Origin of the sequence: Inquilinus sp. Marseille-Q2685 (assembly GCF_916619195.1) — a bacterium.
In the GTDB taxonomy this organism is placed as follows: Bacteria; Pseudomonadota; Alphaproteobacteria; order DSM-16000; family Inquilinaceae; genus Inquilinus.
The window spans coordinates 49,630-62,190 of record NZ_CAKAKL010000013.1; the positions used below are offsets into that span (position 1 = coordinate 49,630).

At 73.2% G+C, this 12,561-nt stretch carries 14 protein-coding genes; 3 read left to right on the forward strand and 11 right to left on the reverse strand.

Features of this window, described 5'->3' with window-relative positions; genetic code table 11:
* Positions 1-135 precede the first annotated feature (135 nt).
* Positions 136-1,464 carry a hypothetical protein gene (locus LG391_RS32710; protein ID WP_225773029.1) on the forward strand — a complete coding sequence of 443 codons (1,329 nt, stop codon included), beginning with the start codon at positions 136-138 and terminating at the stop codon, positions 1,462-1,464.
* Between the two features lie 3 nt (positions 1,465-1,467).
* Here LG391_RS32710 and LG391_RS32715 read toward each other — a convergent pair whose 3' ends face one another.
* The 5 genes from LG391_RS32715 to LG391_RS32735 form a co-directional block, all read right to left on the reverse strand.
* On the reverse strand, positions 1,468-2,064 hold the full coding sequence (locus tag LG391_RS32715) for a hypothetical protein (protein ID WP_225773031.1): 597 nt from the start codon (positions 2,062-2,064) through the stop codon (positions 1,468-1,470).
* Complete coding sequence (locus tag LG391_RS32720; protein WP_225773033.1) at positions 2,061-2,645, reverse strand: hypothetical protein; 585 nt, start codon at positions 2,643-2,645, stop codon at positions 2,061-2,063. Before LG391_RS32720 ends, LG391_RS32715 begins: the two co-directional genes overlap by 4 nt.
* Positions 2,642-3,235 carry a hypothetical protein gene (locus tag LG391_RS32725; RefSeq protein WP_225773035.1) on the reverse strand — a complete coding sequence of 198 codons (594 nt, stop codon included), beginning with the start codon at positions 3,233-3,235 and terminating at the stop codon, positions 2,642-2,644. Before LG391_RS32725 ends, LG391_RS32720 begins: the two co-directional genes overlap by 4 nt.
* Before the next feature lie 89 nt (positions 3,236-3,324).
* Positions 3,325-5,442, reverse strand: a complete 2,118-nt coding sequence (locus LG391_RS32730; protein ID WP_225773037.1) for a pyridoxamine 5'-phosphate oxidase family protein — start codon at positions 5,440-5,442, stop codon at positions 3,325-3,327.
* 188 nt (positions 5,443-5,630) lie between these two features.
* Positions 5,631-6,260 carry a glutathione S-transferase family protein gene (locus LG391_RS32735; protein WP_225773038.1) on the reverse strand — a complete coding sequence of 210 codons (630 nt, stop codon included), beginning with the start codon at positions 6,258-6,260 and terminating at the stop codon, positions 5,631-5,633.
* A 107-nt stretch (positions 6,261-6,367) separates the two neighbouring features.
* Between LG391_RS32735 and LG391_RS32740 the strand changes: the two genes are divergently transcribed.
* A complete protein-coding gene (locus tag LG391_RS32740; protein WP_225773041.1) occupies positions 6,368-7,291 on the forward strand; it encodes a LysR family transcriptional regulator in 924 nt (307 codons plus the stop codon).
* Here LG391_RS32740 and LG391_RS32745 read toward each other — a convergent pair.
* From LG391_RS32745 to LG391_RS32760, 4 genes are all read right to left on the reverse strand, one after another.
* A complete protein-coding gene (locus tag LG391_RS32745) occupies positions 7,288-8,151 on the reverse strand; it encodes a DMT family transporter (RefSeq protein WP_225773043.1) in 864 nt (287 codons plus the stop codon). The genes LG391_RS32740 and LG391_RS32745 overlap by 4 nt on opposite strands.
* On the reverse strand, positions 8,148-8,654 hold the full coding sequence (locus LG391_RS32750; protein WP_225773044.1) for a MarR family winged helix-turn-helix transcriptional regulator: 507 nt from the start codon (positions 8,652-8,654) through the stop codon (positions 8,148-8,150). The genes LG391_RS32745 and LG391_RS32750 overlap by 4 nt, the downstream gene beginning before the upstream one ends.
* Positions 8,655-8,830: 176 nt before the next feature.
* Positions 8,831-9,658 carry a cyclopropane-fatty-acyl-phospholipid synthase family protein gene (locus LG391_RS32755; RefSeq protein WP_225773046.1) on the reverse strand — a complete coding sequence of 276 codons (828 nt, stop codon included), beginning with the start codon at positions 9,656-9,658 and terminating at the stop codon, positions 8,831-8,833.
* A gap of 47 nt (positions 9,659-9,705) precedes the next feature.
* Positions 9,706-10,338, reverse strand: a complete 633-nt coding sequence (locus tag LG391_RS32760; RefSeq protein ID WP_225773047.1) for an FMN-dependent NADH-azoreductase — start codon at positions 10,336-10,338, stop codon at positions 9,706-9,708.
* 106 nt (positions 10,339-10,444) lie between these two features.
* On the opposite strand from LG391_RS32760, the gene LG391_RS32765 reads away from it, so the two are divergent.
* Positions 10,445-11,293: a LysR substrate-binding domain-containing protein gene (locus tag LG391_RS32765; protein WP_225773049.1), complete on the forward strand. Its 849-nt coding sequence runs from the start codon at positions 10,445-10,447 to the stop codon at positions 11,291-11,293.
* Here the strand turns inward: LG391_RS32765 and LG391_RS32770 are convergent.
* Together LG391_RS32770 and LG391_RS32775 are read right to left on the reverse strand one after the other, a co-directional pair.
* Positions 11,290-11,619: a multidrug efflux SMR transporter gene (locus tag LG391_RS32770; protein ID WP_225773051.1), complete on the reverse strand. Its 330-nt coding sequence runs from the start codon at positions 11,617-11,619 to the stop codon at positions 11,290-11,292. The two genes, LG391_RS32765 and LG391_RS32770, sit on opposite strands and share 4 nt — an antisense overlap.
* A gap of 11 nt (positions 11,620-11,630) precedes the next feature.
* On the reverse strand, positions 11,631-12,554 hold the full coding sequence (locus LG391_RS32775) for a DMT family transporter (protein WP_225773053.1): 924 nt from the start codon (positions 12,552-12,554) through the stop codon (positions 11,631-11,633).
* Between the last annotated feature and the right edge of the window lie 7 nt (positions 12,555-12,561).

Here is a 12,561-nt window from a genome sequence, read left to right on the forward strand (position 1 = left end):
GTGCTACACGGCCGGACGGCGCGGGTCCGTCGAGCCGCGATCGCGGCCCGGATGGGGCACAAAGACGCAGGTCGCGCGTTACTGTGCCCGTTGCAACGGTGTGGGGTCGCGCCGCAGGCGCGGGGTGGGGACGGAATGCATCGCGAGTTGCTGGCACCGCTGGTGCTGACCGGGAAGCTGTGGTGGCGCTTCTGGCCCCAGCTGACGCTGCTGGTGCTGATCGGGATCCTGCTGAACGACCAGCTGCTGCTGCTGTCGGTGCATATCGGCTTCGCCGACAGCTCGCTCGGCCTCGCCGCTCTGGCGGTGGTGGTGCTGGTCAAGCTGGTGGTGACCGTCATGGGCTTCCTGGTCATGCGGCCGGCGCTGCCGGCCGTCGCCGCCGCCCAGGCCCTGTCGGCCGGGACGGCGGTGCCGATCACCGGGCCCGATCCCGAGGCCGCCGCCGCGGCGGTCCCGGCGGCACCGACACGCCGGCAGCGGCTGACCGGCTTCGCCACCACCCTGACCGTCGCGCTGGTGCCGTTCTTCGCCTATTACGCGGCCTGGGGCTTCCTTCGCGAAACCATCCGCGAATACTCGATGCTGTCGCTGAACCTCGCCCCCTTCGGCGAGAGCGTCAAAGTCCTCGACGCCATCGGCGCCCGCTGGCTCGTGGTCTCCGTCGTCGGCACCTGGATCCTGCGCCGGCTGTTCAAGGCGCTGCGCGACCGCACCGACGCCCCGATCTGGAAGCTGCTGATCGTGCTGTGCGAGACCAACTGGGTCTTCATCGGCCTGTTCGTGCTGTCGCAGTGGAAGGACGAAGCCATCGCCTGGGTGGCCAGCGGCGCCGCGTGGGAGTGGCTCAACCGCATCTGGCAGGCGGTGCTGAGCCCGATCTCCACCGCCTTCGCCGCCGGGCCGATCGAGCAGGCGCCGCTCGACCCGACGACCGTCGCCACCGGCCTGTTCTTCTATGCCCTGCTGCCGCTGATCTGGCTGGTGCTGGCGGCGCTGATCTACGGCCACGACCTGGGCAGCGACCCCGGCTGGATGCGGCACCGGCGGCTGGAGCGCATCGGCAGCCGCTACGCCGCCCTGCCGAAGTTCGTCCGCGACTTCATCGGCCATTTCATCGACGGCTATCGCAGCCGCTACCTGCCGATCGCCAACAGCATCCGGCTGGTGCTGCACGCCGACCTTTTTCTCCTGCTGACCTTCATCCTCGGCTGGCGCGGGCTGGAATGGGCGGCCGACTGGCTGTGGATCGGCGCGACGCATGTGATCGGACCGCATCCGCTCGACCTCTGGCAGGTGCTGGGCGACGCTCTGGCCCTGCTGCTCGGCAGCCCGTCCGGCACCACGCCCGGCATCCTGGTCGAGCCGCTGCGCATCTGCCTGATCGCCGCGGTGCTGGAGATCGCCTTCGCCCGGTCGCAGGCGCCGGCCGAGCCGGAGGCCGAGGCCGAAGCGAAGGCGTAGGGCTCAGCCGCCGCGCCGGAAGCGCAGATAGGACGGCCGCTCGCCGTCCATGCTGACGGTCGGCTCCACCGCTCCGGCCAGATCATGCGGGACGGTGAAGTCCTGCTCGATCCGCAGCACCGTGCCGGGCGCCCGCGGCTCCAGCGTCGCGGCGCCGCAGGTCATGGTGCCCTCGGTCGACCGCGGGCCGCCAAAGCTGCCGGCCGACCAGCGCCGGCCCTGATCGTCCTGCAGCGACGCCCGGCAGCGCCGCCACAGCACGTCGATGCCGGGGTCGCGCACGGTCACGGCGAAGCGGACGCGGACGGGCGTGCCCTGCCCCTGCCGGCGCGGCCATCCCGACTGCTTCAGCGGCAGGACCTCGACGGTTTCCAGCCGCCAGTCGGCCCCGGCGAAGCGGGTCTCGGATCCGGCGGGCACCGGCTGCTCGAACAGCTCCTGGCCCTGCCACCACTCCTCCAGGTCGCCCCTGGCGGACAAGACGAAGGGGACGGGCACCGCCACCAGCAGCGCCCCGAGGCTGAGGCGGCGCCAGCGCCGCTCGCCGCTGTCGGTCGGAACGAGGGTGGTGTCCTCGCCCGGCTGCTCGGCCGCCGTCATTCCATCGCTCCCGGCGTGCGGTTGAGGTCCAGGCTGTCGAGGATCGGCAGCGCCGCGCCGCCGCTGCCGGCGCCGAGTGCGACGCGGACGACGGAATCGAGCGGGTTGAGGCCGGGGTTCGGGGCCACGAACGTGGCGCCGCGGGCCTGGTCCTCGCGGATCTCGAAGATGAACCAGCCGCGCCGCGGCAGACCGGGCTGCAGCAGGGCGTCGGTCAGCAGCGGCCGGACGCCGGACAGCCGGTTGCTGTGGGAATAGAGCAGCCCCGCCGGCCCTTCCCAATAGGCGTCGTTCACCATGGTGGTCTCGGACCGCGCGGCCAGCGTCGCGGTGACGACCGCCCAGAGGCCGGAGGTGTCGCGGACCTCCTCCTTGCCATAGGCCTCGAACCGAAGCTGCCGCGCGAACTGGATGGTCTCGATCCGGATCGTGAACTTCCGCGCCGCGACCGTGTCGCCGATCTGCCCACGGGCCGGGATCGACGCGATCATCTCGTCATACAGAGGCGTGGTCCACTGCATCGCCAGCAGCAGCACGGCGGCGACCAGCAGGGCCGCCAGACGGCCGAGCCATCGCATCATGCCGGATCCGGCCCCTGGACGGGCATGTCGAGGGTGCCGAGCACATGCGGGTTGTACCAGCCGGAATGGCCCCAGAGATTGTCGCGCCGCTTGTAGTCCGAGGTGTGGACCGCGAAGGTCAGCACCGGCGGCACCGCCGCGCCCTGCGGCAACGTCCAGACCGCCGCCACCCGCTCCGTCATGTCCGGATGCACCTCCCACAGCAGGTCCTGGTCGCGCAGCAGCATGTAGGTCGGCCGGTCCTCGGCTCCGATCGACGGATCCAGGGTCAGCAGGCGGGCGAAGCTGTTGCTGGAGGCGGCGGTGCGATTGGTCAGCTCCATCTCCACCACCAGGGCCTTCTGGCCGTCCCGGACCTTCCGCCCGTCGGGGGTGGTGGTGGTGGCGATCCGCGCCGACAGCGGCACGAAGCGCCACTCCCCGGCTTCGATCGGCGCGCCGAGCGGCAGCTTCGGCACCGGCTGGTCCGTGCGGTAGGAGGCGATGGTCATGACCAGGGCCACACCCGCGGCCAGAAAGCCGCCGATGCCCGTGGTCAGCCAGACCACGGTCCTGCTCTTCAACCCGCCGAGCCCTTGTCCGAACGACATGCCGATGCGCCGAAGCGCTCCCCCACCCCACAGGACCGATCGAACGCATGAGGCAGGATTTGGTTCCGGATCCGAGAGGAATGCCTGCTCTACAGCTCCAGCACCACCCGTCCGCTGGCGGGCACGGCGCAGCAGACCAGCGCCTCGCCCGGGCGGGGGGCGCCGGCGGGCGGTTCGGCATAGGTCACGGCGCCTTCCGCGACCCGCGCGGCGCAGGTGCCGCAGAGGCCGGAGCGGCAGCTCCACGGCGCCTCGATCCCGGCCGCTTCGGCGAGGTCGAGCAGCGAGCCCTTGGACGGGTCCCAGCCGGCGGTGCGGGCGGAGGCGCGGAACTCGACCTCGGCGGTGGTCACGGCGGGCGGCAACGCCACCGCCTCCTCCGGCGCGGCCGATCCCGCGGCGAAGGCTTCGCTGCGGATCCGCTCCGGCCGCACGCCGAGGCCGGCCAGGACCTCGCGCATCGCCTGCATGAAGCCGGCCGGGCCGCAGAGATAGACGTCGTAGTCGTCGAGCGGCAGCAGCCGGCGCAGCAGTGCTGCGTCGATATGGCCGGCATCGTCGTAATCGCGGCCCTGGACGTCCTGCGGCCGCGGCCGGCTGTAGCGGACATGGACGGTCAGGGTCGGCGCCCGCGCCGCCAGGGCTCGGAGATGGGTGCCGAAGGCGTGCTCGGCCCCGTCGCGCGCGGCGTGGACGAACCAGAGGCCGCGGCCGGGATGGCGCAGCCGGTCCGGGTTGCGGCCGACGAGGTGGTTCAGCATCGCGATCATCGGCGTCACCCCGACGCCGGCCGAGAGCAGCAGCACCGGCCGGCGGCCGTTGGCGTCGAGCACGAAGTCGCCGCGCGGCGCCAAAGCGCGGATCGTGTCGCCGACCCGGACATGGTCGTGCAGCCAATGGCTGGCCAGGCCGGGCGTGCCGTCCCGCCCGGTCTCGCGCTTGACGCTGATCCGGTAGGTCCGGCCGTCCGGCGCGTCGGACAGGGTATAGGTGCGCCTCACCGGCCGGTCCCGCCCGGGGATATCGAGCGCGATCGGGAGGAACTGGCCGGGCCGGTGGCCGACGACGCTGCCGCCGTCCGCCGGCTCCAGGACAAAGGAGCGGATGGTCGCGCTCTCCTCCACGATCCGGGTCACGGCGAAGGGGCGCAGCGTGTTGCGCGCGGCTTCCGCCGCGGCCGCCCGGCCGGCCTCCTCCCAGGTGCCGGTGGCGGCGAGTTGCGGCGCCTGCTCCGGCGCCGACCAGCGCAGCGGCACCGCGTCCTCGATCCACCGCCCCTCCTCCACGCGGACGCGCAGCAGCCGCTCCGCCCCGGCGAAGGCCGCGACCTCCGGCCCGTCCCACACCACCTCCGCGGTGCCGGTCAGCAGCAGCACGCCGCCCGTGTCGAAATCGACGAAGACCAGGCCGGCGCGGGGGTCGGCCTCGATGTTGCCGAAGGTGTTGAAGTAGAAGTTGCCGACGAAGTCCGGCGCGGTCAGCACCGTCCGCCCGCCCTCCTCCGCCACCCGGACGAAGCCGGGCCGGCCGCCGCGATGCGAGACGTCGACGCCTTCGCTCGGCGCCTCGCCCTCCCCGGCGTCGGCGGAGCGGGTGGCGATAAAGAAGGTGTCGGCCGCCGCCACCAAGGCCGCCGCCCGCGGCGACAGCACAGGCCCCTCGGCATGGACCGGCCGCGGCTCGCCCAGGCTGTCCGGTTCGGCGACGAAGCTCGGCCTGCGCGCCTGGATGTATTGCGGGCAGTTGCCGAAGCTCTGCCCGACCGTGACGGCGAAGCGGCCGTCGGCCCGGTCGGTGACGGTGCCGTTCATCCGGTTGCGCCGCCGCGTCTCCAGCTGGATGCCGAGCAGCCCGATGGGCGCTCCGGCGGCCAGGTTGTCGCCCAGCGGGTCGCCATAGGCCGGCCGCGCGGCGACGGTCAGGGTGCGCGGGTCGGGCGAGCAGAGGAAGCCCGGCCGACCGGACAGGATCGAGGCCCAGGGCCGGCCCTGCCGGTCGAGGCTGCCGACCACGACGAAGGGCAGCATGGCGAAGAAGTCGCGGTGCTGGTCCGGCATGATGCCGCGGATCGCCCGGCGTCCGGCCGACGCCATGCGCTCGCGCACCCCGGCCTTGGCCTGGGCGGCCACCTCGCCCGGATGGAAGGGCGGCTCGTCATGCGGCCAGCCGGGGAGCGGCGCCGGCGCGGATGTGGCGGTATCGGACATGATGCACCTCAGGAGAGGCAGTGCTGATCGGACGGACCCAGCCCCCTCACCCTCCCGTCGCCTTCGGCGTCGGGCCCCTCCCTCTCCCCGAGGAGAGGGGATCGGAGCGGCGCCTTGTCACCGCTCCTTGGGAAGAGGTCGAAATCGCGCCGGCGATTTCGGGTGAAGGGGAGGCCCGGCCTGGCGGTTTACGCAGCCACGGCGCTGCGCGGCATCGGGACGAAGCCGGGCAGCGCCTCGATCCGGGCGAGCCAAGCGCGGATGTTGGGATAGGGCTGCAGCGAGACGCCGCCCTCGGGCGCCACCGCGGTGTAGGTGTAATTCGCGATGTCGGCGATGGTCGGCTGCGGCCCGGCCAGAAAGCCGCCCCGGGCCAGATGCGCCTCCATCACCCCATAGAGGCGGGCAGCGATCGCCTTGGCGCGCTCATGGTCCACCTGCGCCTTGAACACGGGGACCAGCCGCGCCGCCGCCGGGCCATAGGCCAGGAAGCCGGCGGCGACGGACAGCCAGCGCTGCACCTCGGCCGCGGCCAGCGGGTCGCGCGGCAGCCAGCGCCCGGCCTCGTCATAGCGGCCGGCGAGATAGACCAGGATGGCGTTGCTGTCGGCCAGCGCGACATCGCCGTCCTCGATCGCCGGCACCTGGCCGAAGGGGCTGCGTGCCAGGAAGGCGGGGGTCTTGTGCTCGCCACCCGGCAGGTCGACGTCGATCGCCTCGAAGGGGAGGCCCAGCAGCGACAGGAACAGCTCGACCCGGTGGGAATGGCCGGACAGGCCGAAGCGGTAGAGACGGATGGGCTGGGCAGGGGCAGGCATGGCGGCGGCCTTTCATGGAGAATTGACACCACCAAGATGCCCATTCCCCGATTTATGGAGAATGCGCGCACTTGACAGATCACCATTTCAATCAGCGGAATAATCCGATGGACCGGCTGGACAGCATGCGCATCTTCGTCGCCGTGGCCGAGGCCGGCGGCTTCGCCCCGGCGGCCCGGCGCCTGGCCCTGTCGCCGCCAGCCGTGACCCGCGCCGTGGCGGCGGTGGAGGAGCGGATCGGCGCCCGGCTGCTGCACCGGACCACGCGGATCGTGCGGCTGACCGAGGCCGGGACGCGCTTCCTGGAGGATTGCCGCCGCATCCTGGCCGAGATCGAGGAGGCCGAGGCCGCGGCGGCCGGGCTGCATGCCGAGCCGCGCGGGCCGGTCGGGGTCACCGCGCCGGTGCTGTTCGGCCGGCTGCATGTGGCGCCGGTGCTGTTCGAGGTCGCCGGCCGCTATCCGGGGCTGGTGGTGCGCAGCTTCTTCATCGACCGCATCGTGCACCTGGCCGAGGAGGGCTACGACGTCGCCGTGCGCATCGCCGAGCTGCCGGATTCCGGCCTCAGCGCCGTCCGCGTCGGCTCGGTGCGGCGGGTGGTCTGCGCCTCACCCGCCTATCTGGCGGCGCATGGCGCGCCGCGCAGCCCGGCCGAGCTGGCGGAGCACGAGACGATCCCGTTCTTCCAGGGGTCGACGCCCCGCGAGTGGACCTTCCATCACGGCGGCGGCCGGACCGGGGCGGTCAGCCGGACCGAGACGATCACCCCGCGGGCGCGGCTGATCGTGAACCACGCCGATGTCGCGGTGGCGGCGGCGGTGGCGGGGCGCGGCGTGACCCGGGTGATGTCCTACCAGGCGGCCGCGGCGATCCGGGCCGGGGAGCTGGTGGTGCTGATGGAGGAGTTCGAGCCGCCGCCGATCCCGATCCATGTCGTGCACCAGGAGGGCCGCCGCGCCTCCGCCCGTGTGCGGGCGCTGGTGGATTTCCTGGCGGAAGGGCTGCGCGCCGATCCCGCGCTGCGGGGCTAGCCGCGCAGCACCAGCACGTTGCCGCACAGGATCGCGGCGGCGCCGAGCAGCAGGCTGGGGCCGAGGGCGAGGCCTTCGAAGCCGGCCGACAGCGCCAGCGCGACCACCGGCACCAGAGCCAGGGTGTAGGCAGTGCGGGCCGGGCCGATGCGGCGGACCAGGTCGAAATACATCAGGAAGGTGACGCAGGAGGCGGCGACGGCGAGATAGGCCAGGCTGCCGAGATAGCGCGGCGAGGTGTCGATCGCGAAGGACGACCCGGAAGCGGCCGACCAGGCGAAGGCCGCCGCCGCCCCGGTCAGCGCGCCCCAGCCCATCACCGCCGGGATCGGCACGCCGCGCTTCTGGTTGCGGGCGCCGAGGATGGTGCCGCCGGCGGTGGCCAGGGCCGCCAGCGCCGCCCAGGCGAATCCAGCCAGGCTGCGCCCGTCCGCCGCCACCGCGCCGAGGTCGCCGGCGAAGACGATGGCGAGGCCGAGCACGCCGCAGCCGAGCCCGGCCCACAGCCGCGGCGTCAGCGCCGTGCCGAGGAAGACGCGGCCGAGCAGCCCGGCGAAGACGGCGGAGAGCGACAGCACCAGCGCCGCCAGGCCGCTCGGGATCAGCCGCGTGGCGTTGTAGAAGGCGATGAAGGCGAGGCCGAAGAACAGCACGCCCTGCAGCAGCACCCAGGGCAGGTCGGCGCGGGCCAGGCGCAGCCGCGTGCCGGTGGCGGCGCCGAGGGCCAGCATCAGGAGGCCGGCCGCGGCCATGCGGTAGCCGACCGAGACGGTGGCCGCCACCGGCCCCGCCTGCAGCGCGGTGGCCAGCGCCCCGCCGCCCCAGAGCAGTGCCGTGGCCAGGAACAGGATCGCGGTCACCGGCCCAGCCCCTCGGCCCGGGCGTCAGCCAGCAGCGCGCGCCAGCCGGCGCCCGCGATCTTGCCGCTGGCGGTGTCGAGCCGGTCGAGGGCGCGGTCGAGCGCCGCCCGCTCCTCCTCCGGCAGCGCCGCCAGCAGCCGGGCCTCGATCGCCCGCGCCAGCGCCGCGATCTCGGCGAAGGCGGCCTCCCCTTCGGCCGTGAGGGTCACCGAGGCGTAGCGCCGGTCCTGCGCCCCGGCCTCGCGCCGGGCGAAGCCGAGGGCGGCGAGCTGGCCGATGCCGCGGCTGACCGCGACCGCGTCGAGGCCGCAGGCCCGCGCGATCTCCCGCGCGCTGACGCCCGGCCGGTCGGCCACCACCGCCAGGATGCGCCAGGCCGGCAGCCCCATGCCCCAGCGCGGGCCGTAGAAGCTCTCCAGCAGCTCCGCCACCCGGCCCGCGACCACGAACATCCGGTAGGGCAGCCAGCGCCCGAGCTCCAGGGCGGGGGCAGACGAGGCCACGGCACGCTCCGATCACAAAATGATTTCATTATGAAATCATATCGGAAGCTTCTGCGCTATCCAAAAGTCGTCATTGCGAGCGCAGCGAAGCAATCCAGGGCCGCTCGCAACGGCCCCTGGATTGCTTCGTCGGCTTCGCCTCCTCGCAATGACGGCGAACGCTGCCGGCGCCGAACTCAGCCAGCGCGGGCGATGATCTCGATCGGGGCGACCAAGCCGCGCTCGATCGCGGCTGTGACGTTGCCGACGCGCTGCGGCGCCGTCGGCCCCATCAGCAGATGAGGGCCGAGCGGCGACGGCCCGCGGACCGCCGCCCTCTCCCTCATCTCACGGCCGAGGCGCAGCGCCAGGTCGCGGCGGTCGTGCTCCGCCTCGATCGCGAAGCCGGCCTGCCCGAGCAACCGTCGATAGGTCTCCGGCGGCTCGACGAAGCTGGTCTCCGGCGTCGCCGCCCAGGGCATTGGGTAGGGCAACTCGCCTTCCCCGATCCGCATCACGTCGTAGACGCCGAAGCGCCCGCCGGGCTTCAGCACCCGCTTCATCTCGGCGAACAGCGCCGCCTTGTCGGCGATGTTCATGCCGACATGGATCAGCGTGGCGGCGTCGAAGCCGCCGTCCAGGAAGGGCATGGCCAGCGCGCTGCCCTGGCGGAACGACACCAGGCCAGCCAGGCCGCAGCGCCGGGTCAGGGCCTCGGCCGCCTCGACGAACTCCGCCGTCAGGTCGATGCCGGTGACCCGGCAGCCATATGTCGCTGCGACATGCCGGGCCGGGCCGCCGATGCCGCAGCCGACATCGAGCAGATGCAGGTCCGGCCCGAGGCCGAGATTTCGTGCCAGCTCCGCCGTCGCCGCAGGGCCGCCGAGATGGAACTCGTCGGCGCCGGACAGGTCGCCCGGCGAGAGATGGCCGACATCCTTGCCGACGGCCCGCAGCGCTTCGAGGAACGCCTGCTCGATGCCGCTGCGGCTGTAATGCCGTGCGACCTGCTGCTCCGCCGCCATGGCACCCTCCCGTGGTTGCGGCCCATCCTACAGACGGGCCGGCCGCCTCAGAAGGTCCTCGCCACCTCCTCCGCCCAGATCTTCGCCTCGGCCCGGGCCTTCGTGTCCACCTCCGGCCCGAACAGGGTCTTCTCGACCGTGATCGCGGCGATGTCGGTGACGCCGATGAAGCGCAGCCACATCTCCATATAGGGCCGCTGGAAGTCGAAGCCGGCGGCGGGGGTGAAGGCCGAGGGGCCGTAGTCGAGCCCGCGGGCATAGATCACCGCCGCCTTCCGGTCCGGCAGCAGACCGGAGAAGCCCTGCTCGGTGAAGGAGAAGAGCACGTCCTTCTGCGACACGACGTCGATCAGGTGCTTCAGCTTGTACGGGATGCCGAAGTTCCACAGCGGCACGGCGAAGAGCAGCCTGTCGGCCGCGTGGAAGGGCTGCGCCAGCTCCCGGATCCGGCGCCAGGCCGTCTCCTGCGCCGCGGTCAGCGGCGTGCCGGAGAGACCGGCGTATTTCGCCTCCATCGCCGCGCCGTCGAATTCCGGCAGGTCGGCGGCCCAGAGATCCAGCGTCTCGATCTCGTCGGCGGGATGGGCCGCCCGGTAGGCGGCTAGGAAGGCCTGCGCGACCTCGATCGAGGCCGAGCGCTGCTTGCGGGGCGACGCTTCGACATAGAGCAGCCGTGCCATGGCGATTCTCCTTGTGCGTGACTGGAGTCAGGCTAGCGGCTCGCCGTTCAGAGGATAAACGAATAGATCCCATGTCATTGATGGCGAACCGCGATATATTGACATCATGTTCGAGACCGAGCTGCTGCGCAGCTTCGTGGCGGTGGCGGAGCTGCAGGGCTTCACCCGGGCCGCGGAGCACCTCCACCTCACCCAGTCGACGGTGAGCGCCCAGATCCGCCGCCTGGAGGACCAGGCCGGGCGGCCGCTGCTGCGGCGCAGCACCCGGTCGGTGGCGCTGACCGAGGCCGGCGAGACCCTGCTGGGCTATGCCCGCGGCATCCTGCGGCTGAACCAGGACGCCCGGGCCAGCCTGGCCGCGTCGTCGCTGGCCGGGCGGATCCGGATCGGCGCGTCGGAGGATGTCGCCGGCTCCGGCCTGCCGGAGGTGCTGCGCCGCTTCGGGACGCAGCATCCGGCGGTGCGGATCGAGGTCGAGGTCGGCATCGCCACCGCGCTGTTCCAGGCGCTGGACGGCGGCCGGCTGGACCTGATCCTGTGCAGCCGCTGTCATGGCGACGGCCGCGGCTGGACGCTGTGGCGCGAGCCCCTGGCCTGGGTCGCCGCCGCCGATATGACCGTGCTGCCCGACCCGATCCCCCTCGCCTTCTTCCCGGAGCCCTGCCCGTACCGCGAAGCGGCGCTGGCGGGGCTGGCCGGGGCCAGGCGGCCCTGGCGGATCGCCTATGTCAGCCCCAGCGTCGCCGGCGTCCGCGCCGCCGCCCTGGCCGGGCTGGCGGTCACGCCCCTGCCGCTGAGCGCGATCGGGCCGGGGCTGCGGATCGCCGGGCCGGAGGACGGGCTGCCGCCGCTGCCGGAGGTCGAGTTCGTGGTCTGCACCGCGGGCTCGTCCGAGCCGGCCCGGGCGCTGGCCGAGACGCTGCGGCAGTCGGCGGGCCAACTCGGGCGTCCCTAGGCCGGCAGCAGCTTGAGCGCGACCACGCCGCCGAGGATGGCGAGGATCGCGGCGAGGCGGGCGCCGCTGAGCGCCTCGCCGAACAGCAGCAGCCCGGCGGCCACCGACCCGACCGCGCCGATCCCGGTCCAGACCGCATAGGCGGTGCCGAGCGGCAGCACCTTCAGCGCCTGGGTCAGCAGGCCGAGGAAGATGACCAGGGCCACCACCGAGGCCGAGGTCCAGCCGAGCCGGCTGTAGCCGTCGGAGTATTTCGTGGTCACGGCCCAGACCACGTCGGCGATGCCGGACAGGACCAGCATCGCCCAGGCGAGGGAGTTCGACATCGCCGCCTCCCTCAGCCCAGCTTGATCACGGCGACGCCGGCCAGCAGCACCGCCACCCCGGCCAGGCGCAGGGCCGAGACCGGGCGCCGCGGCAGGCGGAACCAGCCGTGGCGGTCGACGAAGACCGAGGCGACCTGCTGGCCGGCGACGGTCAGCCCGACCGCGGCGGCGGCGCCGATCACCGGCATCGCGGTGAAGACGGTGGTGACGTAGGTGGCGCCGGCGACGCCGCCGAGCCAGCCCCACCACGGCATCGCCGCGACGCCGTCGAGGCTCGGCCGCGGCTGGCGCGGCAGGGCGAGCGCCAGCAGCAACACCGCCGCCATCGCCGCGGTCGCCACCAGGAAGCTGACGGCGCCGACGGCGAAGGGCGCGCCGAGATCGCGGCGCAGGAGGGCGTTGACAGCGCCCTGCGCCGGCAGCACGGCGCCGGCGGCGAGCGCCAGCAGGATCCAGCCGGCCCGCGACAGGGCCGGGACGCAGCTGCCGCCGGGCTGGCCGAGCACGATCGCCGCCGCGCCGGCCAGCACCAGCGCGGTTCCCGCCAGGGCTGCCGGGGCGAAGCCCGCCGCCGGCACGCCGAGCAGGCCGAAGCCGTCGAGCGCCAGCGAGGCCAGCATCTGGCCGGCGATGAACAGGCCGACGCTGACCACGGCGCCGAGCCGCGGGAACAAGAGGATGGTCGAGACCACGTAGACGGCGCTGGCGACGCCGCCGACCGCGTGCCACCAGACCACGCCCGGCAGGGCGGCCAGGGCCGAGACCGTGCCGGTGAGGAGCGCCGCGGCCAGCAGGATCGCGGTGCCGACCGAGAGCTGCAGCGTGGTGGCGGCGAAGGGGCTGCCGGTCGCCGCGGCCAGCTGGGCGTTGGCGCCGGCCTGGACCGCGAGCAACCCGCCGGCGAGCAGCGAGATCGGGACGAACAGGGTTTCCATGGCGGCT

Bases quoted from the DNA above. Each gene is read 5' to 3' on its own strand.
- LG391_RS32730 (WP_225773037.1), bottom strand. From the start codon at position 5,442: ATGTCCGATACCGCCACATCCGCGCCGGCGCCGCTCCCCGGCTGGCCG.
- LG391_RS32725 (WP_225773035.1), bottom strand. From the start codon at position 3,235: ATGTCGTTCGGACAAGGGCTCGGCGGGTTGAAGAGCAGGACCGTGGTC.
- LG391_RS32735 (WP_225773038.1), bottom strand. From the start codon at position 6,260: ATGCCTGCCCCTGCCCAGCCCATCCGTCTCTACCGCTTCGGCCTGTCC.
- LG391_RS32775 (WP_225773053.1), bottom strand. From the start codon at position 12,554: ATGGAAACCCTGTTCGTCCCGATCTCGCTGCTCGCCGGCGGGTTGCTC.
- LG391_RS32740 (WP_225773041.1), top strand. From the start codon at position 6,368: ATGGACCGGCTGGACAGCATGCGCATCTTCGTCGCCGTGGCCGAGGCC.
- LG391_RS32720 (WP_225773033.1), bottom strand. From the start codon at position 2,645: ATGATGCGATGGCTCGGCCGTCTGGCGGCCCTGCTGGTCGCCGCCGTG.
- LG391_RS32760 (WP_225773047.1), bottom strand. From the start codon at position 10,338: ATGGCACGGCTGCTCTATGTCGAAGCGTCGCCCCGCAAGCAGCGCTCG.
- LG391_RS32710 (WP_225773029.1), top strand. From the start codon at position 136: ATGCATCGCGAGTTGCTGGCACCGCTGGTGCTGACCGGGAAGCTGTGG.
- LG391_RS32765 (WP_225773049.1), top strand. From the start codon at position 10,445: ATGTTCGAGACCGAGCTGCTGCGCAGCTTCGTGGCGGTGGCGGAGCTG.
- LG391_RS32755 (WP_225773046.1), bottom strand. From the start codon at position 9,658: ATGGCGGCGGAGCAGCAGGTCGCACGGCATTACAGCCGCAGCGGCATC.
- LG391_RS32715 (WP_225773031.1), bottom strand. From the start codon at position 2,064: ATGACGGCGGCCGAGCAGCCGGGCGAGGACACCACCCTCGTTCCGACC.
- LG391_RS32770 (WP_225773051.1), bottom strand. From the start codon at position 11,619: ATGTCGAACTCCCTCGCCTGGGCGATGCTGGTCCTGTCCGGCATCGCC.